The sequence below is a fragment of the Pseudovibrio sp. W64 genome, from assembly GCF_001623145.1.
GTDB lineage: Bacteria > Pseudomonadota > Alphaproteobacteria > Rhizobiales > Stappiaceae > Pseudovibrio.
The window spans coordinates 60,559-83,235 of sequence record NZ_LMCI01000009.1; the positions used below are offsets into that span (position 1 = coordinate 60,559).

A 22,677-nucleotide genomic window follows, 5' to 3' on the forward strand; every position below is an offset into this window, starting at 1 on the left:
TGATGAAAGAGCAAATACTGGAGTTTTTAGAGCCTGAAGAAGCCGTAGGTAATCTGTGGCATGATTATGCTTCAAGCCTGGGTGCTCCAGTGCACCATGAGGATATGGAGGTCGAGCTGGCTAAGCTTCGCACTTCCGTGCAAGTGGTGTTTCGCGGGTTAGGTGGTGAAGCTAAAGTCGAGATCAGTCAAGCTCCGGCGACGGCTTCAACCTACCGCATGCCCGTAAAACGTAAGCTCGGCAACGCTGCAGAAACAATCTTTCTGCCAGAGTTTGACGGCGAACGTTTGAGACTTCCTCCGGTTCTTGGCGTTTTTCCAGAGGCTGAAATGAACCGGGCCCATTACATCTGGCTTGCTGCATTTGCAGCGAACTGCGATGTGCAGGCAAAACCAGAGGATCCGTTGCAGGCGGATGTTCAGGCATTGGCTTTGGCCAAACAGGCGATTGAACGTATTTGGGGCAAGTGCGTTGGTCTCCATGATTTCTTCCGTCAGTCCTGCGAATTTCTTCTGCAAACCCGTAAGCGTCCAAGCCTTCCTGAGTGGGAAGCTGCAGTTGAAGCTATTGTTCTTGAATTGCTTGGCGGCCCGCGGGCTGTCACCAGCACAAGTGCAACAATTCGCAAGGCGATGGAATGTGTTGATGAGCGTTGGAAGCTGATAGCTCCGCGCGGATATTGCACCTTTGCACCTGTGCCGATCTGGGTTTCCAGCGAGTTGGTCAACGGTGAGCGTGGTGAAGAGCGCTCGGATGAGCAGGCTCCGCCAACACCGCAAGGATCAAGTGCAACAACGAAACGCAAAGCTAAACGCGAAAAGCGAGAGCAGGCGGATCGTAAAGACAGTTTTATTCTACACCGGTTTGAGGCGATCCTCTCCTGGGTAGAAAGCATGAACCTCAATCGTAGTACCGATGACGACGAAGAGGAAAATGCGCAGAAAGCTGCTGATGATCAGGATTATATCAGCCTTTCGAAAAATCAGCGGAAAGCAGCGACACGATTGCGGCTGCATCTAGATTTGTCTCCAGAAGATGCAGACCACGAACGCCTTTCCGACAAATTCACATATCCTGAGTGGGATCACCGCCAACGTAAGTTTTTAGAAGATCATTGCCGCGTTCTGGAGAAGGATGCCGAGCCTGATTATGAGAGCGTGCTGCTGACGGATCCTTACCATAAGCGCCGCATTCGTCAGGTGAAGCGCCAGTTTGAAGCATTGCGTCCAAAGCGGATCATGCAGATGCGCCAGGCTGAAGGCAGTGAGCTGGATCTGGATGCTTTGGTGACGGCTCAGGTTGATCTGAAGGCTTCAGGCTACGCATCCGATCGGATCTTTCAGGATTCACGTGCGGTTGAACGCGACCTATCCGTCGCAATGTTACTTGATACATCCCGTTCTACTGAAAGTGCGGTTGGCGATTCCAGTGTTATCGAGATTGCGGGGGCCGCGCTTGCTGCTTTGTCTGGCGGAGTTGATGCAAGTGGCGATCATCTGGGGGTCTGGGGCTTTTCTTCATTGAAACGCGATCGGGTTTTCATGAACAAAGCCAAAGACTTCAATGAGCCGATGACGGATGAGGTGATTGCCAAGATTGGTGGGCTCAAGCCGTGTTACTACACCCGTTTGGGAGCGGCGATCCGGCATACCACTGCGCAGCTTGCCTTGCAGCAAACACAGCGGAAGCTTTTGATTGTACTAACAGATGGAAAGCCGAACGATCTTGATCACTATGAAGGCATTCACGGAATTGAAGACAGTCATATGGCTGTTCGTGAAGCCCGTAAACTGGGCATGGCTGTTCATGGTGTGATTGTTGATGAGGATGGGCAGGATTGGTTTGCCCGTATCTTTGGCAAAGGTGGTTATACGCTCTTTCCAAATCCGGAACGTCTGACACGTGCGCTACCGGATATTTATAGAAGCCTGACAAGGGAGTATTAGATTATGAAGCTTTTCTATATGGTTATGGGCTTTATGGCAGGTCTGCTGCCTTTGTCCGCAATGGCTGCAGTTTCCGGATACCAACGTCCTGTGCCTCAGCCGCAAAGTGCGACTGCTGAGCTGTGGTTTGGTCTTGCTACTGTTATGCTGGTTGTCTCACTTTATGTCGTGCACCGGGTTGTAAAAGGCAGATGAGTGAAGAAGACCTCAGCAATCGCATCAGTGTAAGAAGGCTGGCACTCTATCTTTACCCACTGGGTATTGGAGCGGTCGGTATCAACCTCTTCTTTTTGTCGCTGATTTTCTCATGGGTTGGATGGCCGGTGATGTCACCTTATCTTGCGATGGCTGGCGGTGTTGTTTTGGGCTATCCGTTTGCGTATCCCTTTGCAAAACATATCCGTTACCTCATGGATAAATCGGATGGTTTGCTGGACTAACTATCTGTTTTGCAAGCATCGGAAGTCGAGCGCGATCTACAAAGATCGCGCTTTTTTTGTGCGCTGTGGCCACCTGGTTGTTCTGACTGATAGTTTTATCAATTCAGAAGCAAAAATTAATGTGCCAGCATAGCGTTGTTCCGTTGGAGTTGTGCTGCGTTCCATCTGATTTGGTGTTTCCAGACAGGAGAAACAACAGTTGCGAGCGTCTGTTGCCCTAACATCATTAGCAAGTGTGATGAAGTGGCGTTGTCTGCTGCTCGCATGCCTTTGTTTTTATGTGCTTTTCAACGGTGTGGCGCAGGCGCAAGGATCTCGTTGGCCGTTGAACTGGGGCGATTGGGAGACGGCGACCGGAGACTGGGGCGGGTATCGGACGAAGCTCAACGATATGGGTATCGATCCTGAGTTGAATTACACCCACGATATCATGGCAAATCCGGTTGGAGGAGAACGGCAAAGTGCTGCTTATGCCGGAGCGCTCGGGGCCAATATCAACTTTGACTTTGAAAAACTGATGGGCTTGAGTGGAACCAGTTTCAGTCTTGGTTTGTATCAGGGGCTTGGGCGAGATTTGTCTGGTGAAGACATCAATAACGTTTTTGATGTGGCGCAGATCTTTATCGGCGATGTTTTCGGTATCTCGCAGATGAACATTTTGCAGACGCTGGCGAATGATCGGGTGGAGATTGCGATAGGTCGACTTTCTGCGGGGCGGACTTTGCGTTCAGTGAGGCTTTCCCGCTTTATGTCAACAGCGCTGTTAATGGAAACCCGGCCCAACTCCTTGAAAACTTGCCTTCATTTACTACTCCCCCTTTCAGCCAGTGGGGTGTTCGGGGAACAGTGAAACCGGAGGACTTTCTCTACCTTTCTGTGGGTGCATACAACGCGGACTTGAATGCGCAGGACAACGAAGATCAAGGATTTAACTTCAAGTTCAATCCCGAAGACGGCGTGTTGGTAATTGCAGAAGGTGGGATTCTAGTTGGGCAGGGGAAGACCAGCGCTTACTTACCGGGGCAGTATATGCTTGGCGGCTATTATGACACCAGTGATTACACGCCTTTCACCGATGCAAACGCGACGGAAGAGGGCAACTGGGGGCTCTATTTCATAGCGAACCAGATGGTCTATGAAGAGCAACCGGATCAAGGCCTTAATCTCTGGGGGCTTTTTACGCTTGCGCCTCAACAAAGCATCAACAGTTTGCCTTATGGAGTGAGTGGTGGTGCCTACTACAAAGGACTGCTTGATAGCCGGGATAACGACATCACAGCGGGTGCATTTTATCTTGGTTTCTTCAGTGATGACCTGCCAGGCCAGACCTATGAACTTGTGTTTGAGGTGAACCATCGTTTTCAGTTTACGGAATGGTTCTATACGACGGTCGATGGGCAGTATGTGGTGAACCCAAATGGCCAGACAAATATCTCTGATGCATGGGTTGTTGGCTTCGAAATGTCCGTTGATTTTTAAGCCTAAAGACGTTGTTTTTTCAGAAAAATAGCTCGTTTTCGAGAGTGCAAATCACTTGCAAAAAACATCAGCACACGACCAAGAAAAAGTACGTGGAAATCCACTGTAATCTTTATGTTTTTGAGTGTGCGTAATAGTTTTACAAAGTGCATCAGCCTCCACAAAAGCAGTACAAAATTTCAGCTTTAAAATAGTCGGTTTCAGGTCCGGATTTTGGGGGGCTTTGATGAACGTACTGACGTTACTTCAGAAATCACTAAATTAGTTTAGTTTGAAGTAATTTGAAATGTGGACGAAAGCTAAACTATCACGGAAACGTGAGATGTAAACTCAAGTTAAATTTAAATCTTGAGTTATTCGTACTAGTATTTCTGAAGCATTCAATTTGATTGCAATCAAAATACAAAAGTAATCTCGTTGATATATTTTTCTCAGTTCAGTTGAGAAGTTGATTCTATCATGAAAGCGCAGATGGGAAGGCGGCATTTTCTTGGTATGTCCAAGTATGCGGAGGATAAGCCGTGTCCGCCTTACAGTATTGGTGAAGTTGAATTTTCCGATGTATGCACCGGTTGCGGTGATTGTGTTTCGGCGTGTCCTGAAAAGATCCTTCGAATTTCTGAGCGGAGCAGATTGGCTGTTGTCGATTTTGGAGTGGGATCCTGCACCTTCTGTGAAGCGTGCGTCGACGTTTGCAAAAAGGGAGCGCTCGTTAAGACTGAAGACGCTCCCTGGGCGATGAAAGCCACGATCGGCTCCAACTGCCTTTCCTATCAAAAGATCGCGTGCCGGGCCTGCGCTGACTTTTGTGAGATGAGGGCAATCCGATTTCATCTTGGCCTAGGTGGCCAGCAAATTCCTGATTTGGACAGTGAGGCTTGTACCGGGTGTGGTGCCTGCCTTGTTGCCTGTCCCAATGGATCCATCGAAATGCGCGAAATTAAACTCCAAGAGGAGGTTCTATGAACATTTGCGGCGTTCTCGTTAATTGCTTAGCGGGGAAAACCCAAGAGGTTTCTGAAGCATTGTCCGCCCTGCCGGGCGTGGAAGTTCATATCACCAAAGAGGATACAAACCAGCTTGTTGTGACTGCAGAGGATACGGAAGAGACCTTCGCTGATCAGCAGGTGCTGGAAATTCACCGGACGCCAGGCGTCGTGTCCGCTGGTCTTACCTATCATCAATTCGAACCAAACACCGACCCTGACTTGAAGGCGGCCTAACGGGAGGCAAAACATGTCAATCACGGCATCTCGCAGAGATATTATAAAGTCAGCAGCGGTTGCAGCAACTGCTTCTGCAGCTGGTATCGCTTTACCAAAGTCCGCCGAGGCTCAGGGAAAAGCCTCCGATATACGCTGGGACAAGGCTGTTTGCCGCTTTTGCGGAACAGGTTGCTCTCTCCTTGTAGGTGTTAAGGACGACCGTGTTGTCGCCACACAAGGTGATCCTGATGCACCAGTGAACCGCGGTTTGAACTGTATCAAAGGCTATTTCCTTTCCAAGATCATGTACGGCAAGGATCGTCTGACAACACCGCTTCTACGTAAGACCGCTGGCGTCTATGACAAGCATGGTGAGTTTGAGCCTGTCTCCTGGGATGAAGCTTTCACTGTCATGTCCGAAAAATTCAAGGATGCATTGAAGGAAAAAGGCCCAACCGCAGTCGGTATGTTTGGTTCTGGTCAGTGGACTATCTGGGAAGGGTATGCTGCTTCCAAATTTATGAAGGCTGGTCTGCGCTCTAACAACATTGATCCGAATGCTCGCCATTGCATGGCGTCAGCTGTGGCAGGTTTTATTCGGACCTTCGGTATTGATGAGCCGATGGGTTGTTATGATGACATGGAGCTTGCCGATGCATTCGTGCTTTGGGGCTCGAACATGGCAGAGATGCACCCAATCCTTTGGTCACGTATTACAGATACCCGTCTGACCAAGCCGGGCTGTGAAGTTCATGTGCTTTCTACTTTCGAGCACCGTTGCTTTGAACTTGCTGACAACGGCATGATGTTCACGCCACAGACTGATCTGGTGATCCTCAACTTCATCGCTAACTACATCATTGAAAATGATGCGGTGAACTGGGACTTCGTCAATAAGCACGTCAACATCACCAAAACTGCGACAGATATCGGTTACGGTTTGCGTCCGAATGATCCGCGCGAGCAGGCAGCTGAAAATGCTGGCTCCGGTAAGATCTCCAAGATTGACTTTGAGGAGTATAAGCAGCTCGTTTCCAAGTATACCCTTGAGTATGCAGAAGAAATGTCTGGTGTTCCTGCCGAAAAGCTCCTGAAACTGGCGAAGATCTATGCTGATCCTAACCGGAAGGTCATGTCTCTTTGGACAATGGGCTTTAATCAGCACTCACGCGGCAGCTGGGTGAACAGCCTTTGCTATAACGTGCATCTGCTGACTGGTAAGATCTCTGAGCCTGGCAATGGTCCATTTTCTCTGACAGGCCAACCATCTGCGTGTGGTACTGCGCGTGAGGTTGGAACGTTTGCGCACCGTCTGCCTGCAGACATGGTGGTCAAAAATCCTAAGCACCGTGAAATCTGTGAGACTGCCTGGAAAATTCCTGAAGGAACAATTCCTGCCAAGCCTGGTTACCATGCAGTTCTGCATCACCGCATGCTTAAAGATGGCAAGCTGAATGCCTATTGGGTTCAGTGCACGAATAACCTGCAAGCAGCTCCTAATATGAACGAGGAAGGCTGGCCGGGGTATCGTAATCCTGAGAACTTCATTGTTGTCTCTGATCCATATCCAACCGTCACGGCAATGGCTGCTGACCTTATTCTGCCAACAGCTATGTGGGTGGAAAAAGAAGGGGCCTATGGTAACGCAGAGCGCCGTACCCAGTTCTGGCGTCAGCAGGTGAAAGCTCCGGGTGAAGCCATGTCAGATGTCTGGCAGGTTATGGAGTTCTCTAAGTACTTCAAGACAGAAGAAGTCTGGCCTGAAGAACTGCTTGCCAAAATGCCTGAGTTGCGCGGCAAGACACTCTTTGAAGTGCTTTATGCCAATGGGGTCGTCGATAAGTTCCCGGTCTCTGAAGTCAAAGAAGGCTTCAATAACCATGAGTCTGAAGACTTCGGCTTCTACGTTCAAAAAGGGTTGTTTGAAGAATACGCCGAATTTGGGCGTGGCCATGCGCACGACTTGGCTGACTTTGATGTCTACCACAAAGCGCGGGGTCTCCGCTGGCCAGTGGTTGATGGCAAGGAAACACTCTATCGCTTCCGCGAGGGGTACGATCCTTACGTTAAAAAAGGTGAGGGCGTTAAATTCTACGGTAAGCCTGATGGTAAGGCGAACATCATTTTCGCACCTTATGAGCCGCCAGCAGAAGTGCCAGACAACGAGTATGACCTCTGGCTCTGCACCGGTCGTGTGCTTGAACACTGGCATACAGGCTCCATGACGCAGCGCGTCCCAGAGCTTCATCGGGCATTCCCGTCTGCTGTTCTGTTTATGCATCCGCAAGATGCACGGGAGCGTGGTCTTCGCAGAGGGCAGGAAGTCACTATCTCCACTCGTCGTGGTGAAGTGCTGACACGCCTGGAAACCAGGGGCCGGAACAAGGTTCCAAAAGGTTTGGTTTACATGCCTTTCTTCGATGCAAACCAGTTGACCAACAAGCTTACACTCGATGCCACTTGTCCGATTTCGAAAGAAACCGACTACAAAAAGTGCGCTTGTAAGGTGGAAAGCGCTTAGAGCAACCCTCTGAGCAGCAATGGATAAGAACCATGTCTGATCTCAAAAAGACAGGCCTCAGCAGTGCAAAGCGTCGCCAGTTTCTTGGCGACGCGGCCCGCACAGCGTGTGGCTGTGCTGTTGCTGCGACGTTTCTGACGGTCTATCAGGCGCAGGCTAAGGCTTTTCCTGCCGACGCCATCAGACCGCCCGGAGCTCTCTCTGAAGACGAGTTTTTGAGTGCGTGTGTGCGATGCGGACTGTGTGTTCGCGATTGCCCATATGACACGCTGAAACTCGCCGAGCTTGGTGAAACTGGCCCGGCAACAGGAACGCCATACTTTACAGCCCGCGATGTGCCTTGTGAAATGTGTGAGGATATTCCTTGTGTTGCTGCCTGTCCGACAGGGGCACTGGATCATTCTCTCACCGATATCGACGATGCTGATATGGGTGTGGCTGTTCTGATTGACCAGGAGAACTGCCTTAACTTCCTCGGTTTGCGTTGTGAGGTTTGTTATCGGGTTTGCCCGCTGATTGATGAAGCGATCACACTCGAAATGACACCAAACACGCGGACCGGTAGTCACGCAGTCTTTTCGCCAACAGTCTATGCAGACGTCTGCACGGGTTGTGGCAAATGCGAGCAGTCGTGTGTGTTGCCAGAAGCTGCGATCAAGGTTCTTCCTCGCCGCATTGCCAGAGCTGAGAGTGCTGATCACTACCGGCTTGGTTGGGAGGAAAAAGCCAAAGCAGGAAATGCGTTGGTTCCCGGTGTGATTGATCTGCCTGATCGTGTGCCGGATGCTGGTGGGTTTGAGCCCGTATTCCAGCCAGGGAAGGGGCGGCCATGACTACTCATGCATTAGACGCTCATGTTCCAAAAGAGAAGAAGAGAAGCTGGGTGCTACGCAACAGATTTCTGTTGCTCAGACGGAGCTCGCAATTGCTCATTCTGGCTCTCTTCCTTGCTGGGCCATGGGCAGGCCTTTGGATTGTCAAAGGAACACTGACCTCCAGCATGACGCTGGATATCCTTCCGCTGACAGATCCGTTCCTGCTGCTGCAGACGATGGTGACAGGACATTGGCCTGAACTGACTGGTTTGATTGGTGTTGCCATTGTGGTTGGCTTTTATGCGGTGTTTGGCGGCCGGCTGTATTGCTCATGGGTTTGTCCCATGAACGTGGTGACCGATAGCGCCAACTGGTTGCACCGCAAGCTTGATCTGAAAAAAGGATGGCAGCCGAAAAAGCACACCCGATATTGGGTGCTGGCCATGACGCTGCTGGTTGCTGCCGGATCTGGCTCTCTTGCTTATGAGCTGGTCAATCCCGTGACCTTGCTGCACCGCGGATTGGTGTTCGGCATGGGGTTTGCCTGGGCTGCGGTGTTGATGGTGTTTTTATTCGACACCTTTGTCTCCCGGCATGGTTGGTGTGGGCACCTTTGTCCTATGGGGGCTGTCTATGGGCTGCTCAACACCAAGAGCTTGCTGCGGGTTTCTGCGAAGAACCGGGATGCTTGTGATGACTGTATGGACTGCTTCGAAGTTTGCCCCGAGATCCACGTAATCTCTCCGGCTTTGCGAGGCAAAGGGGATGATACCCCGCTGATTGTAAATCGAGACTGTACGTCTTGTGGTCGCTGTATCGACGTATGCGATCTGGATGTTTTCAGTTTCACCCATCGTTTCGATACTCAACTTATTCAACCTACTTCAATCGAACCGGGCCCCCGCGATCCGGTCACGACCAAAGCTATGGGAGGTCACAAATGAAAACGGGAGTGCCTTGGAAGGCTATCACCATTATGGCGGTTTTGCACCTTACCGGCTTTGCTGCCTTGAGCGCACATGCAGAGGGGGTAAAGTCATTGCGAGGTGTACAGGTTGATGAACCTGTCTTCGTCGAGCCGATTGCTCGCCCGCAAAACACTCGGGTGAACCGTGAGTTCCGTCAGCAACCACCATTGGTGCCACACAAGACTGAGGCTTATCAGGTCGACCTGAAAGTTAACCAGTGTCTGACGTGCCATGACTGGGCTAATGCTGGGGAGAAAAAAGCGCCAACCCTGTCTATGACACATTATGCAGACCGTGAAGGACGTCAGCTGGACCGAGTTGCAGGTACGCGCTGGTTCTGTACACAATGCCATGTTCCTCAAGTCGATGCTGATCCGTTGGTGGAGAATGAATTTACTCCGTCAAGCGAACGCTAGATGGCACTTCTGACTGGAGGAATTTAATATGAGCAATCAAGGCGCAATTCCCAGTAAAGATCAGGGACCTGGCTTGTTCAAACGGATCTGGCGGTTTTTGAGACATCCTGCAACGACAATTTCTGCAGGCGCTCTGTTGCTGATTGGCGTTGTTGTCGGTGTGGTTTTTTGGGGTAGTTTCAACTGGTCCATGGAGATGACGAATACCGAAGAATTCTGCATCGGCTGCCATGAGATGGAAGCAAATGTTTATGCGGAGTATACCGAGACGGCCCACTATGCGAATGCATCTGGCGTGCGGGCAACATGCCCGGATTGCCATGTGCCGAAAGAGTGGGTGCATAAGGTGGTTCGCAAAGTACAAGCTTCCAGAGAGCTATATCACAAGGCTCTGGGCACCATTGATAGTCCGGAGAAGTTTGAGGAGAAACGTCTTCAACTGGCGACTAATGTTTGGACTGCAATGAAGAAGACCGATAGTCGCGAGTGCCGTAACTGTCATGAGTTCAACTCTATGGACTTCGTTCTTCAGGAAGGTCGTGCCTCTGCCGCTCACTCTGATGCATTCAAGGAAGGCAAGACCTGTATTGATTGCCACCAGGGCATCGCCCACAGCCTGCCAGCCAACGCGCTGGAAGCTTACAAAGAGAACGTCTCTGCTGTTTATGACTAAGCATCGCTTAGGCTAGTTGCATAGGGCGCTAGAGTAGTAACCCACCTTTGAGAGTTCTCGAAGGTGGGTTTTTCTTTGCTCCTACCAAAGTAAGTGAGTCGAATCAGCCGTTGACGAAGCTGCTGATTGTCATCTGCCAGAAGCTCTTGTCTGTGTGATTGCTTGATCCAAATCAAATGAAGCAAGGAGAAGCAACCTGAGATGTGTTTAAAATGACACAAATATGAGTATTAAATTCATGTATTTTACTTGGGTAGCGATTTTTACATTGATAGATATCTCAATCCAATAATATGAGTAATTAACTCATATTAAAGGTTGTAGGGATGTCCAAGGGTTTTGTCTCCGGCTTGATGACCGGAATCTGCTATCTCGCACTGCAGTCAGGTGCATATTCTCAGGAGCAAACAGAGCCACAAGAGCTCGGGCCAATTGTCGTCACAGCTTCGCGTAGTGAGCAAAGCCTGGATGAAGTCACCCGCTCCGTTGCTGTGGTTGAGAGTGAGCAGATTGAGCGGGCTGTTGCAGATAGTGTAACTGAGGTTCTGCGTGATGTTCCTGGTATCAAGATTATCGATAGCAACGTTGCAGGTATGAAGCGGATCAGCATTCGTGGTGAAGAATCTTCGCGAAATGTTGTGCTCGTAGATGGGCAAGAGATCTCTGATCATACTTCTTATGGTGCTGTATTTCTGATTTCTCCGTCTGATATCGAGCGTATAGAAGTGGTGAAGGGCCCGGGCTCGGTCCTGCATGGCTCGAAAGCTATCGGCGGCGTTGTAAATATTATCACTAAGAAGGGTGCCGATCGTGCCGTACAGGTAGAGGTCGGAACGGCCTTCGATTCCTCTACTGATGGTATTACGGGGTTCAGCTCAGCTGCTGGGACTATTGATCAGTGGGACTATCGGTTTTCTGCTAGCAAATCCAAACATGGTGATCGCGAAACAGCAGATGGCACGCTGGAAGGTAGTGCTTTTGAAAACCAGAGTGTAACGGCCTATGTTGGCTACACTGGTGACCAACATAAATTTAGTATCAAGGCTGAACGATTTGAGCAGGAAAGTGAGGTTTACACTGATCCTGCTGATATCGGGCTCGTGATGCGTCAGTTTGATATGGACTTGCCAAAGCGCGACCGTTCTAAAATTGGCATATTCTATGACTTTACCGATGTAAATGAGAGCATTGCTAAGGTCCATTTGGATGGATACGTCCAGCAGATTGACCGTGTGGCTCTTGTAGACTATGAGCTGGCTCCTCCCCGTCTTGGAGCGCCAGTTATGAAGCGCGAGAATGAGACTGAGAGCAAACTGCTTACATTCGGCTTGAATGGGCAGGTTGATCTGACCCTGTTTGATAACGTATTGACCTCAATCGGCTTTCAGGCTGTCCAGGATCAGTTGGATAAAGATAGCTTCAGTACTGGTACGAATACTATCAGCGTTCCCGGACCTGTCTTCCCGGTCAATATTACAGAGCGAGATGAGGCCAAACTTACGACTTTGTCTGCGTTCCTTCAGAATGAGTGGGATCTGAATGATGATCTTACGCTAACTGCTGGTGGCCGTTATTACTTCGTTGCGAGTGAGAATAAAGGCACTGCAGGTGATCGGGATGAGAGCGATCAGGCATTTGTGGGTGCTTTGGGTCTAAACTATACGGGCTTTGAGAATTTTGCGCTAAGAGCGCATGTGTCTCAGGGATATGTATATCCGACACTCCTCCAAAGTACACTGGGCTCAGTATTTTCTCCTGCTGGAAAAATTTATGGCAACGCTGACCTTGATCCGGAAACGTCAGTGACCGCAGAGATTGGTGCGCGTTACGACGGCGGGAACTTGATTGTTGATGCGAGCGCGTTTTATACCGATGCGAAGGACTACATCACATCGGTTGATTGTGATGCAGCAGTTCATGGTTCAAAGTGTACCGCAAACTCAGATATTTACGTCAATATTGATGCGGCTAAGACTTGGGGTCTTGAACTTGCTGCTTCCTATCAGTTTGCTGAGCTGGCAGTCACTCCATATGCCAATATCACTTTGATGCGGCGTCAATTTAGCTCTGGAGCAACCAACACCTTTGATACAGACACGCCGTTGGTATCTGGCCGTTTAGGCGTGATGAAGTCTTGGGCCTTTGATAACGGAGTTGAAGCCTATGCTGATCTTTACAGTCGCTTCTCCAGCGAGCATCGGCAGAAGGGTAGCAGTGGCATCGATGAAGAGGATGGTTTTGCCACGCTTAACCTAGCAGGCGGCTTTTCTTACGACTTCGATGAAAAGCGCAGGTTAAAAGTGCATGCAGCTGTCGAGAACATCTTTGACCGAGACTATAAACCATCTGTCGAAGGACTAACTGCACCGGGCCGGGCGTTTAAACTTTCTGCGAGTGTCATCTTCTAGTTTTCAAAGCCCTGCCGTTATTGCGGCGGAGCTGTATTTAAAGGATATCATCACATGAAAACCGTGCTTCTCATGTTTTTGCTGAGTTCAGCGGGGCCGAATGGTGAGGTGGGTGCTTCCTACGTTGAAAAAGATAGTGTTGAGGAATGTCAGCAAGGCATTGTTGCGTTGAAGGAAATTTTGGCGGAACCGCGCTTTAAGATCCATTATGCTGGTTGCCATCAAAGCTCGGCTCAGATCTCTGAGTTTGAACATCCGGGTGCTGATGATGAAGGCGATAAGCCGGAGCGTTTCGTTTATCTCAACAGGATTGAAGAAGGTCAGTTGCTTGTTTCTGAGGCTGACAGCCTTGCCAGTTGTGAGGCGAGTATAAACAAAAGCGAGAGCTGGTGCGCTGTGAGCACGCAGAAGTTGTTGCAGCAATAGCTAGACCTATGCTTTGCTCCTCCCACGGGAATTCTAATGTTGCTTTGGGGAGAGTGCGAATGACATCTCGAAAAAAGACTGTCTGGATTATTGGGGCAACTTCAGGGATTGGTGAGGAGCTCTGCAAGCTTTACGCAGATGATGGCTGGCAGATTGTTGCGAGTGGCCGCCGGGTTGATCGACTTGAAGCACTGAAAGAAACATACACATCAGTGACGAGTTTACCGCTTGATGTAACGGATAATGAGCAGATAGCTCAGGCGGCTCGTGATTTTGATGAAAATGCCAGCCTGCCTGATTTGACGCTTTATTGCGCAGGTGTTTTTCACATTGGTGGACTTTCTACATTGACCGAGGAAGTCTGCGTCAGTGCGATGGATACGAATTATTTTGGTGCTGTGCGGACCATACATAACTTATTCCCACTGCTGAAAGAACGCGGCTCCGGGCATGTTGCCATCATTTCCTCGCTTAGTGGATATGGAGGGCTGCCTTACGCTGCAAGTTATGGCCCTACAAAAGCTGCGCTCATCAATCTTTGTGAGGCGTTGAAACCGAGTTTTGGTCGGGCGAACCTCTCTCTTTCAGTCATCAATCCCGGGTTTGTGAAGACCGGGATGACTGAAAATAGCAAGTTGCCTATGCCCTTTATCGTGAGTGCAGAAGGGGCTGCCAAACGGATCAAGAAAGGCCTTGACCGTAAGAGCTTTGAGATTGCGTTTCCTTTCCCGCTCGTTACGGCTTTGAAACTGCTACGGTTTGTCCCTTATTGGGCATATTTCCGACTGGTTGGCCTTACAGCCGGGAAGCGCAGTTCTTCATAGAGATAAGATTAGGAAGGTTGGAGATGGGGTGATCTCTGACCTTCCTCGGTTTCTGTTGTATGTGTCATTGCTTGCTGCAGCTCGGGTAGAAATGCCCAGATCTCACGATTGAGTTTCACAAGCTTCTCGATTGCATTTCCTATTTGGGTGATGCGCGCGTCGTCGACTGCCTTGATTTCACCGAGCTGGATCTGTCCATTCTTGCGTTGAATGCGCATGGAATGGGTGTGAGTGATCTCGCCTTGCTGGTTCTGTTTGAAAGTTGCGTGGCTAAATTCATTTCTTAGCCGGGTACTTTCGTTGAAGATGCGAAGAATGCGGCGCAGCTTCTTTTTGAGAGCAACATTTTTTAGCTTTGCGTCTGCCAGGCGTTCTATCAGTTCCAGCCTTGCCCTCGTTGTGTTGAGAGTGCCGAAGACAAGAGTTGCGGTGAGTTCGTCGGTCTGCATGAGATGCTGCAGGATGTAGATGAACGTGCTCTCATTGTTGGACCAGCTGTAATTGATGTTTCCAATCAAAGCGAACAGGAGGTTTCGCCGCCCAGCCTTGTTGGGGGCAATTCTGTCTAGTTCGTCAAAGTCAGGTGAATGAGAGGTTTGATCGTGCATAAAGCGCGCCTGTCTGAGAATACTCGTTTTACAGCCTATAATTACGTTTCTAACGCAAGGGTAGCAAAGCTAAGGCGTTATTTATAGAGCGTGACGGACAGGTTTTGCTTGGCGACTCTTTGATTGAATGTTTGGGGAGTGTTGGTGAAGTAAATGAGGCTTAGTCTCGATGATTCTTGAGATTTAAAGGAGCATAAGCCACAGTGACTGAATATATTCCTGAATTACCTGTGAAGAAATTTATGCGATCAGGAATGTGGGTTACTGGGCGGATTGTGTCTTTAAATTAGAGTATGGCGTTCTTTTATTAGTCGGCAAAGTTTGGTTATAAACCTATAACTTTTACACTCAAACGGTGTTTTAGCTACCTTGAGAATTCACTGCATATTACATAGGTCACCGAAAACCTATTTCTTGATCAGGTTGCTATGTGATTTAGATGACACTGTCATTATTGAGACCAATAAACACTTCCCTGTTAGGAGTGCTTAGTTGTTTTTTAGTAATATTTAAAACACTAATTTGCGAATACTAACGTTAACTCACTATTAATATCCTAGATTGCCATAGTAATTATTATCTAGTTCAATTGAATGTATTGTTGATTATTACCAGGTATTACTCTTGGTTTGTCTGTTTTTTAGGCCGTGTTATAGCTTCCGCCGCTTCCAAGAGGAATATTCTTTCTTCTTTACTGGAAGTTTTGTTTGGAGGAATGGAGTCTATTCGTTTTAGCAAGAGCATTTAGTTAGTAATTTAGCCAGAATTCCAGACCCAGCGCATATTTTATCGGTTACTTCGTTTTCTGAAGCCGACGTGTTGTTTAGCGTACAGATTTTACATTTGTGCGATCTGGAATCTTGCATCCAAATTCGGGGTTATCCGAGTTTACAAGCCATTTGCTTGTTCTGACCTTTGGTCAAAAAAGCTAAATCGAAATGACAGCCTTCAAATCATGGAATGAAACACTTTTTCAATCCTCAGGAGAACCTGTGGCAACCAGCTGACGCAAATGATCGGCTTCTTGCAGGGCAGTTCTCCGAATATTTGGAGACGATATGTCTGGTTACAATCCATTTACTGATGGCACTGATACGCGTATCCGCGCGGAGCAGGATAACACGCTCGGTGATAAGGATGTCGTTGAGCACAATGGTGATAGTAGCGCTGAAGTGCTTAATGACGGTTCGTTAGACCAAGAGGTCTTAGTGAACCGTGATGATCTGATTGATACAATCGCACAGGCTGGCGATGGCATTCAGGATATTAACGCTGCACTACAGATTGGCGACGACCTGACCATTGATGCGAGCTCTTCCGCTTCAGCTAATGGCCAGGGTGTTGCGCTTGCCTTTGATCAGGGTATCGCGACCGGTGCGAACCTACAGAGCAACGATGTCTCCGGCAGTGTAACTGGCGGAAACTTTGATGCGTCGACCGTTGGTGGTGACGGCTCTGGTGTCAATGCGCATCAAGCAGGGGCGGCAGCAGCAGATAACGACACGGATACACTGGTTCGTGCAAACCAATCCAACTACGCAAATGACCTTGATACACTCGACAATGTTACTGTCACGAATGAAGGTGATGCTGAACAACGTGTGAAAGTCAAAGGTGGTGATGCCGATTCCGGTAATGGCATCATTGGTGCTGGACCAACTGATATTGCTGGCTCAAATGTTGGCGTTGGTGATGATGAAAGCATCACTGGTTCTACTGCTGCACAAGCAGATGCATCTGGTCTTGCACGTAGCTTCAACCAGACACTGCAAACTGGGAGCAACGAGCAGGGCAACAATGTTGATCTATCGATCACAGGTTCAGATGTAGATGTTTCTGGTGCTGGTGGATCTGGTGCTCAAGCTGTTGTCGGTGGGACTGACTACACTTCTGGTAACTCAGATACCAACACTCGTGGGCGTGTCACTCAGTCAAATGAACTGAATGATGGCGTTGGTGGTAGCAATATTGACGGTGCTATTGCAAATCCTGAAGTTGCCAATCTTGACGACTCTCTTCAGGTCGTTAAGGCTAAAGCAGGTAATGCATCCAGTGATGATGGCATCAATTCAATTGACCATATCGGATCTTCTGCATCTGTTGGTGGTGACGGAAGCGTAAGCGGTAGTGCTGTCGCATCTGCTTCAGCAAGTGCTGTTGGCGTTGGTTTCCAACAAGACATTTCTGCAGGCAGCAATGCCCAGGGTAACTCTGCAAGTCTTGACATTACAGGTACTGGTGTTGGCCAGGCAACCTCTGGTGAAGATGACGCGACTGCTGGTATTCAGGTCAGTGCCGATTGGAATTCATCTATTAATGAATCTGAAACAGGTACAAATGCTCGGTTTAACCAATCTAACGAAGCTTACGATGCCGATGCAGTTCTAGAGCCAAGCCTTCACAATGACGGGCATTCCACTCAGAAGATTGAAGCCTACGGTGACGATGCGACCGCTGGTGACGGTATTGACATGAACGGTGGCCGTCTAGGTGCGGAACACGTAGTCGATGATGGTTCCATCACTGGTTCGACGCTTGCCAAGTCTGACGCTTTGGGCGTTGCTGCAAGCTTTGAACAGAAAGTCAGCACTGGTGGTAACTCACAAAGTAATGCCTCTGAGTTAGGTGTAACTGGAGCAAATCAGGTTACTGCTTCTGCTGGTGAGGACGGTGCCACTGCGTCTCTAAATGCTGACAACCCATCAGTTTACGGCGATCACAGAACTGGGACACGCACTGAAAGTAATCAGTCTAACGCGCTTGGCGATAAAGATGAGATTGATGATGCGAATGTTTGGAATGAGCACGATAGCTCACAAAGTGCAGATGTAACTGGCGGCATCTCGAATGCTGGTAACGGTATCTCGTTTGATTCTGGTACTTCTGCTGCAGTGCATAGTAACTTTGACATGAGTGGATCTGCTGCGGCTTCTGCAAATGCTCAAGGTGTCGCACAGTCCTTTACGCAATCATTGACCACAGGCGGAAACGCCCAAGGTAACTCTGCTGAAGTCTCTGTGACTGGCGCAGAAATGACGGCCTCGATTGCTGGTGAAGACAATGCTGGTGCTGCTGCAGGCCCTGTTTCGCTTTTGGCTGGCAGTGGTGACACCAACACAAACACCCGATCCTTCCAGTCTCAAGAAAATGAGATGTACGAAGGCGACACTTTGTTCAGCCCTGATGTCATCAACACTGGTGGAGCAGATGCGGTGCAAACCGTCACAGTTGATGCTGGCAGTGCGACCGCAGGTAACGGTATTGAAGCTCTTGGTGGTAATCTCGGTCCTGATACCGTTGGTGATGATAGCTCCATCTCCGGCAGTGCTTCTGCAAGTGCGAATGGTGTAGGCGCTGCGATCAACTTTGGGCAAACGCTCAAAACTGGTGGCAATGCTCAATCAAACTCTGTCGATGTCGATATTACTGGTGGTAACAAAGCTGTTGCAGCAGCTGGTGAGAGCGGAGCTACTGCTGGGTCTGAGCCGATTGCACCTGTCGATCATGACACCACAACAACCTCGTGGAGTGATCAGAGCAATCAGCTTGGTGATGTTGATGAAATCGAGCATGCGGACGTCACTAACTGGGGCCATAGCACTCAGAGTGTTGATGTAGACGGTGGAACTGCTTCCTCTGGAGCTGGTATTGTTCAGACTGGTGGTAGCTCAACCAACATTGATGGAAATGAGAGCATCTCAGGCTCCAGTTCAGCATCTGCTGACGCGACAGGTGTTGCTCAGTCCTTCACTCAGACGCAGTTGACAGGTGGTAATGCTCAAAGCAACTCTGCATCTGTTTCTGTCACAGGCGCAGATGTAAATGTTGCTTCTGCTGGACAGGACGTCGCGGAAGTAAACGGTACTTGGGTTGGAACTACGAACACCGATAGTTTTTCAGGTGGCCTACAAGGTAACACTGCTTACGATGGCGATACCATCTGGGATAGTGATGTTCGTAACTTCCATGATTCCACTCAAGATGTGACTGCTACTGGTGGAACTGCAACTGCTGGTGATGGCATTGCATCCAGTGGGGATGGTCAAATTGGTGCTCAAGGTGCTCCTGGTGTTGCGGAAGACAGCAGCATAAGTGGCCTTTCCAACGCTGGTGCTGATGCTACGGCTTCTGCAGCATCGTTTGAGCAGGTTCTTAGTTCAGGTAGCAATGGACAGAGCAATTCTTACGATGCAAGCATTGTAGGTGCGAACTCTGGCGTTGCTGCATCTGGCGAAGACAATGCAACACTTGGCCAGTTTGGTCAGGCAGCAGCTGCGGGTCAGTCTGATACCGACACAGCAGCTGGTGCGTGGCAGGAAAACACGCTTGGTGACAAGGATACCATTTCTGATGCTGATGTCGTAAATCGCGACATGGTTGATCAGGATGTCTCTGCTTCAGGCGGAACAGCCACAAGTGGTGCTGGCATCAGTGTTGCCGACTGGGATGGAGATGTTGGAGCTGCGAGTGTTGGAGATGACTCTTCCATCACTGGTGTTACGCAAGCAACTGCGGATGCGTCTGCTTCTGCGTCTTCCATGAACCAGAAGCTGTTTTCTGGTGGTAATGCTCAGAGTAATGATCTTGATCTGAGCGTAACTGGTGGAAGCAGTAATGTTCAGTCTGCCGGCGAAGACTCCAACGTAGCATTTGCATCTGTAACTGGTACTGGTCCAGCTAACAACGGCGGTGTAGATTCAACCGACTCCCTCCTTGGCGGGTATCAGAGCAATACCATTTATGATGGTGACAGTATTTCTGATGCGGATGTTGTTAACTACTCTAATGTTGAGCAGGATGTTACCGCAACAGGTGGTACTGCGAGTGCTGGTGTTGGTTCCGGTGGTATTGATGGCACAGATGTGAAGGGTGCGTTGAACGTTGGTGACAATGCTTCTCTCACTGGTAAAGCCTTGTCGTCTGCTGATGCTGTTGCGGAAGCCTCAGCATTCAACCAGGTAATATCTACCGGTGGTAATGCGCAGGTAAACTCTGCAGATGTCGATATTGTTGGAGACAACAAGAATGTCATATCTGTTGGTGATGACAGTGAGGGTGGTGCTTCGAACTCAATTCGATCTGGCACCGTTGCTGGCAATGCTGACAGCCTTGCCTTGTTCTCACAAAACAACACTGCTGGTGACAATGATCACATTGACGAAGCCGATGTCGAAAACTTCGATGAGTTAACTCAGACTGTTACGGCAATTGGTGGTGATGCTGACTCTGGTGATGGTATTACAGATCCAGTGAGTTCGTTCGTTGCTAATGGTTCTGTTGGTGATGACTACACCGTGACTGCGGAAGCTGTTGCTTCTGCGGATGCTACGGCGAAGACATCTGCCTTTAACCAGAGCCTGTACTCAGGTGGTAACAAGCAGGTCAACTCGACTGAGCTGGATGTTACAGGTCAGAACGATACGCTTCTCTTCACAGGAGAAGATGACGGTCTGGGTGCATTGGACATCACACCTTCTGGCAGCCCAGATGTTGGTGGCGGCTTCTTTGGCAATCTGGATGCGAATGGCACTGACACCATCTTCGGTGCTGAGCAGGCAAATGCATTGTATGATCAAGATACGATCACCAATGTTGAAGTTCATAACCATGGAACGCTTGATCAGACTATCGTTGCTGATGGTGGTCAGGCCATGTCTGCGGATGGCATTCACGATGCAGAAAGTCTCTTCGACTTCGGTACTGGTGACGATTACAGCGTGACGGCTTCTACGGCTGCGACTGCTGATGCTCTGGGTGTGGCGAATGCCTTTAACCAGACAATTGTCATGGGTGCGAACGTTCAGGCCAATGCTGTTGATGTCAACGTCGTGGGTGGCTCCTCAACCGTGAACGTGGTTGGCGAAGACGACCTTGCATAATCCAAACTAAACAAGACCTGCGCGGAGTGATCCGCGCAGGTTGTTTTATATATCCATATGAAATTGTTAGGATATTTTATGCTGTCGCAGGCTATAAATGAATTGAGCTGGCACTTTATCGGCTACATGAAGATTTTTGATAGTATCGCTACAGCTGAACAGAGCTTTGACGAAGCACGGTTTGCCCAAGACACTATTGTGATTACTCCGGTGGAAGTGGTTTATTCTCGCGGAGGTACCGCAGACCTTCCCTATGAAAAGTTCTACAATCTTCCGTCGCTTTTGCCAGAAATTAGCGCGCTGTCACAAGCCCGTCTCCCATATTCGGTTGAGACGCCCGTAAATGCTTCTGAGTTTGTTCCACCTTCTGAAGTTGTACTGTTTGAAGACGGTACGGGCCCGGAGCTGCTGCAAGGTGGAGATAGCGGTCAATCACTGGACTACACGTATACTATCACCTTCACTTATCGCGATATTTATGCGCCGGACATTGAAGTAAACCTCGCTCAGGAAAATGCCCTGACGGATGATGATTTGCTTTTGTCTAAAAGTGAGTTCGGGGATGATATTCCTGAGTGGAACTCAGATGAGGTGTTGGATCAACTGCTTGATGTTGCGAGTGACATTGAGCTGGATACGCTTGACCAGATTTTTGATGATGGTGATGCGCAAAGTGCGGCTGATGCCATTGGCGAGATGCTGGTTCATAGAGCGGAGAATGATGCACCAAATCCTTCTTTTACAAGTGGCGAGAGTATTGGTGAACTGCCTGAGGACGAGCAGGCAGAAGACGACACCTCTGAAGATGAACAGAGTGATAGCAGCTATGTAACGACCGGTGACAATGAAGCGGTCAATGTTGCCTCGATTGTAGACCTGAGTGAGTTGAAATGTTCGACTGTCGTGATGGGGGACTACTACGCCACAAACTCGATCATTCAAAGCAACTTATATTATGGTCCTACAGATCAGCTAGCGGACACTGTCGTCGGTCAGGGACTTGATGAAACGATTGTCTTCAATGATGCCAATGTGACTTCCGAAGGCGAGTACATTATTTCCTCCGCAGTTACCTACAACAACCCCGATTACTCCATGAGTGTTGATGTTGTTAGCGGCAATTTTTATGACCTGAACATTGTTAATCAGAAAAACTTTCTTTCCGACGACGACTGCGTTTCATACCAGTTGAACAACAGTGGTTATTATGTTCAGACCGGTGATAACACCCAGGTCAACGCGGCGCAGTTGATTGATAACATTCAGAATTACGATGTGATTGTTGTCCTTGGAAACTACTATGACGTCAACTACATCAGTCAGAGAAATATCCTCCTGGATGCCGATTATATTGATGCGACTGGTGCAGCTATCAGTGGGACCGGACGGCACAATGTGCTGACCAATGAAGGTACGATTAAGAATATTGGTGGCGGATCGCTGATGAAGCCGATGACCTCTGAGGTGAACGGTTTGGTGGACGCTATTGATGGTCGAGCAGGGGACTACGAGTATACCGCCTCTTCTGCCACAGGTGGTTTGCCGATCCTGCCGAGCACTGACCTGAAAGTCCTCTACATCACTGGTGACTATTACCAAATCAATGCGATTGAGCAGATCAATGTTCTCTCGGATGCGGACTATGTGAAGATCCATAAAGAACAAGAGGATGATGGTGTTCTCACGCGGGTTATTAATGGTGAGGTTGTTGAAGATGACCAAGAGGGTTATCTGGACACTTCAAGTAACAAGACGAGCAACAAAGCAACTATCATTGATTATGATAGTCAGTCGGGTTTTCAATATTTGGATGGCGAATACTCAGAGGAAGACATTGTTATAAAAGTCAATATCGTTGTCTCTGAAGAAGATGATCTCGAAACAGCATTGAATGGAAATACAGATCTGGTTTCGGAAGTTGTTGCATTTACTGGCAATGACGGTGGTAGCGAAACCGGAACGTCGCCCGCGTTTGCTCCTTATGCGGGTGAGAGTGACATGGTCTCCGATATACTTGTTTGATTTTAATAGGTTTTTATAGAGAGAATATATGTTTAAAGCTCGAGCGA

Annotated in this window: 17 protein-coding genes and 1 pseudogene; 17 read left to right on the forward strand and 1 reads right to left on the reverse strand. The window is 49.0% G+C overall.

From position 1 onward, the window contains the following. Positions 1 to 2: 2 nt before the first annotated feature. From PsW64_RS06830 to PsW64_RS06895, 15 genes and pseudogenes are all read left to right on the forward strand, one after another. Positions 3 to 1,946, forward strand: a complete 1,944-nt coding sequence (locus tag PsW64_RS06830) for a nitric oxide reductase activation protein NorD (RefSeq protein ID WP_193757759.1) — start codon at positions 3 to 5, stop codon at positions 1,944 to 1,946. Positions 1,947 to 1,949: 3 nt separating this feature from the next. Then, positions 1,950 to 2,141 (forward strand): hypothetical protein, encoded by a 192-nt coding sequence (locus tag PsW64_RS06835; protein ID WP_063294049.1) that lies wholly within the window; start codon positions 1,950 to 1,952, stop codon positions 2,139 to 2,141. Next, a complete protein-coding gene (locus PsW64_RS06840) occupies positions 2,138 to 2,386 on the forward strand; it encodes a hypothetical protein (protein ID WP_057461267.1) in 249 nt (82 codons plus the stop codon). The genes PsW64_RS06835 and PsW64_RS06840 overlap by 4 nt, the downstream gene beginning before the upstream one ends. A gap of 430 nt (positions 2,387 to 2,816) precedes the next feature. Further along, a complete protein-coding gene (locus PsW64_RS28330; RefSeq protein WP_342633476.1) occupies positions 2,817 to 3,236 on the forward strand; it encodes a carbohydrate porin in 420 nt (139 codons plus the stop codon). Continuing rightward, positions 3,164 to 3,865, forward strand: a pseudogene (locus PsW64_RS28335) (carbohydrate porin); the annotation flags it as partial. The gene PsW64_RS28330 and the pseudogene PsW64_RS28335, both read left to right, overlap by 73 nt. A gap of 495 nt (positions 3,866 to 4,360) precedes the next feature. Continuing rightward, the gene (gene napF / locus PsW64_RS28415) at positions 4,361 to 4,831 is read left to right on the forward strand and encodes a ferredoxin-type protein NapF (protein WP_446737461.1); all 471 of its coding nucleotides are present in this window, start codon (positions 4,361 to 4,363) and stop codon (positions 4,829 to 4,831) included. Beyond that, the gene (locus PsW64_RS06855) at positions 4,828 to 5,088 is read left to right on the forward strand and encodes a chaperone NapD (protein ID WP_063303162.1); all 261 of its coding nucleotides are present in this window, start codon (positions 4,828 to 4,830) and stop codon (positions 5,086 to 5,088) included. The genes napF and PsW64_RS06855 overlap by 4 nt, the downstream gene beginning before the upstream one ends. 13 nt (positions 5,089 to 5,101) lie before the next feature. Next, positions 5,102 to 7,591 carry a nitrate reductase catalytic subunit NapA gene (napA, locus tag PsW64_RS06860; protein WP_057461270.1) on the forward strand — a complete coding sequence of 830 codons (2,490 nt, stop codon included), beginning with the start codon at positions 5,102 to 5,104 and terminating at the stop codon, positions 7,589 to 7,591. 32 nt (positions 7,592 to 7,623) lie between these two features. After that, complete coding sequence (napG, locus tag PsW64_RS06865; RefSeq protein ID WP_063303163.1) at positions 7,624 to 8,424, forward strand: ferredoxin-type protein NapG; 801 nt, start codon at positions 7,624 to 7,626, stop codon at positions 8,422 to 8,424. Then, positions 8,421 to 9,350: a quinol dehydrogenase ferredoxin subunit NapH gene (napH, locus tag PsW64_RS06870; RefSeq protein WP_057461272.1), complete on the forward strand. Its 930-nt coding sequence runs from the start codon at positions 8,421 to 8,423 to the stop codon at positions 9,348 to 9,350. The genes napG and napH overlap by 4 nt, the downstream gene beginning before the upstream one ends. Beyond that, positions 9,347 to 9,790 carry a nitrate reductase cytochrome c-type subunit gene (locus PsW64_RS06875; RefSeq protein WP_208980620.1) on the forward strand — a complete coding sequence of 148 codons (444 nt, stop codon included), beginning with the start codon at positions 9,347 to 9,349 and terminating at the stop codon, positions 9,788 to 9,790. The genes napH and PsW64_RS06875 overlap by 4 nt, the downstream gene beginning before the upstream one ends. A 28-nt stretch (positions 9,791 to 9,818) precedes the next feature. Next, positions 9,819 to 10,463: a NapC/NirT family cytochrome c gene (locus PsW64_RS06880; protein WP_063303164.1), complete on the forward strand. Its 645-nt coding sequence runs from the start codon at positions 9,819 to 9,821 to the stop codon at positions 10,461 to 10,463. A gap of 326 nt (positions 10,464 to 10,789) precedes the next feature. Continuing rightward, positions 10,790 to 12,871: a TonB-dependent receptor plug domain-containing protein gene (locus tag PsW64_RS06885; RefSeq protein ID WP_063303165.1), complete on the forward strand. Its 2,082-nt coding sequence runs from the start codon at positions 10,790 to 10,792 to the stop codon at positions 12,869 to 12,871. Positions 12,872 to 12,925: 54 nt separating this feature from the next. Next, positions 12,926 to 13,297, forward strand: coding sequence for a hypothetical protein (locus PsW64_RS06890; RefSeq protein WP_063303166.1), 372 nt, complete (start codon positions 12,926 to 12,928; stop codon positions 13,295 to 13,297). A gap of 59 nt (positions 13,298 to 13,356) precedes the next feature. Continuing rightward, positions 13,357 to 14,121: an SDR family NAD(P)-dependent oxidoreductase gene (locus PsW64_RS06895; protein WP_063303167.1), complete on the forward strand. Its 765-nt coding sequence runs from the start codon at positions 13,357 to 13,359 to the stop codon at positions 14,119 to 14,121. Between the two features lie 8 nt (positions 14,122 to 14,129). Here PsW64_RS06895 and PsW64_RS06900 read toward each other — a convergent pair whose 3' ends face one another. Next, the gene (locus PsW64_RS06900) at positions 14,130 to 14,729 is read right to left on the reverse strand and encodes a hypothetical protein (RefSeq protein ID WP_063303168.1); all 600 of its coding nucleotides are present in this window, start codon (positions 14,727 to 14,729) and stop codon (positions 14,130 to 14,132) included. A 1,058-nt stretch (positions 14,730 to 15,787) separates the two neighbouring features. Between PsW64_RS06900 and PsW64_RS06905 the strand changes: the two genes are divergently transcribed. Both PsW64_RS06905 and PsW64_RS06910 read left to right on the forward strand, forming a co-directional pair. Then, positions 15,788 to 20,608 carry a beta strand repeat-containing protein gene (locus PsW64_RS06905; RefSeq protein WP_063303169.1) on the forward strand — a complete coding sequence of 1,607 codons (4,821 nt, stop codon included), beginning with the start codon at positions 15,788 to 15,790 and terminating at the stop codon, positions 20,606 to 20,608. 78 nt (positions 20,609 to 20,686) lie between these two features. Further along, on the forward strand, positions 20,687 to 22,630 hold the full coding sequence (locus tag PsW64_RS06910; protein ID WP_063303170.1) for a hypothetical protein: 1,944 nt from the start codon (positions 20,687 to 20,689) through the stop codon (positions 22,628 to 22,630). Positions 22,631 to 22,677: the final 47 nt, after the last annotated feature.

What these genes read in the sequence shown, in the direction of transcription:
- PsW64_RS06830 (WP_193757759.1), top strand. Translation starts at nt 3, where the DNA reads ATGAAAGAGCAAATACTGGAGTTTTTAGAGCCTGAAGAAGCCGTAGGT.
- PsW64_RS06835 (WP_063294049.1), top strand. Translation starts at nt 1,950, where the DNA reads ATGAAGCTTTTCTATATGGTTATGGGCTTTATGGCAGGTCTGCTGCCT.
- PsW64_RS06840 (WP_057461267.1), top strand. Translation starts at nt 2,138, where the DNA reads ATGAGTGAAGAAGACCTCAGCAATCGCATCAGTGTAAGAAGGCTGGCA.
- PsW64_RS28330 (WP_342633476.1), top strand. Translation starts at nt 2,817, where the DNA reads ATGGCAAATCCGGTTGGAGGAGAACGGCAAAGTGCTGCTTATGCCGGA.
- napF (WP_446737461.1), top strand. Translation starts at nt 4,361, where the DNA reads ATGTCCAAGTATGCGGAGGATAAGCCGTGTCCGCCTTACAGTATTGGT.
- PsW64_RS06855 (WP_063303162.1), top strand. Translation starts at nt 4,828, where the DNA reads ATGAACATTTGCGGCGTTCTCGTTAATTGCTTAGCGGGGAAAACCCAA.
- napA (WP_057461270.1), top strand. Translation starts at nt 5,102, where the DNA reads ATGTCAATCACGGCATCTCGCAGAGATATTATAAAGTCAGCAGCGGTT.
- napG (WP_063303163.1), top strand. Translation starts at nt 7,624, where the DNA reads ATGTCTGATCTCAAAAAGACAGGCCTCAGCAGTGCAAAGCGTCGCCAG.
- napH (WP_057461272.1), top strand. Translation starts at nt 8,421, where the DNA reads ATGACTACTCATGCATTAGACGCTCATGTTCCAAAAGAGAAGAAGAGA.
- PsW64_RS06875 (WP_208980620.1), top strand. Translation starts at nt 9,347, where the DNA reads ATGAAAACGGGAGTGCCTTGGAAGGCTATCACCATTATGGCGGTTTTG.
- PsW64_RS06880 (WP_063303164.1), top strand. Translation starts at nt 9,819, where the DNA reads ATGAGCAATCAAGGCGCAATTCCCAGTAAAGATCAGGGACCTGGCTTG.
- PsW64_RS06885 (WP_063303165.1), top strand. Translation starts at nt 10,790, where the DNA reads ATGTCCAAGGGTTTTGTCTCCGGCTTGATGACCGGAATCTGCTATCTC.
- PsW64_RS06890 (WP_063303166.1), top strand. Translation starts at nt 12,926, where the DNA reads ATGAAAACCGTGCTTCTCATGTTTTTGCTGAGTTCAGCGGGGCCGAAT.
- PsW64_RS06895 (WP_063303167.1), top strand. Translation starts at nt 13,357, where the DNA reads ATGACATCTCGAAAAAAGACTGTCTGGATTATTGGGGCAACTTCAGGG.
- PsW64_RS06900 (WP_063303168.1), bottom strand. Translation starts at nt 14,729, where the DNA reads ATGCACGATCAAACCTCTCATTCACCTGACTTTGACGAACTAGACAGA.
- PsW64_RS06905 (WP_063303169.1), top strand. Translation starts at nt 15,788, where the DNA reads ATGTCTGGTTACAATCCATTTACTGATGGCACTGATACGCGTATCCGC.
- PsW64_RS06910 (WP_063303170.1), top strand. Translation starts at nt 20,687, where the DNA reads ATGCTGTCGCAGGCTATAAATGAATTGAGCTGGCACTTTATCGGCTAC.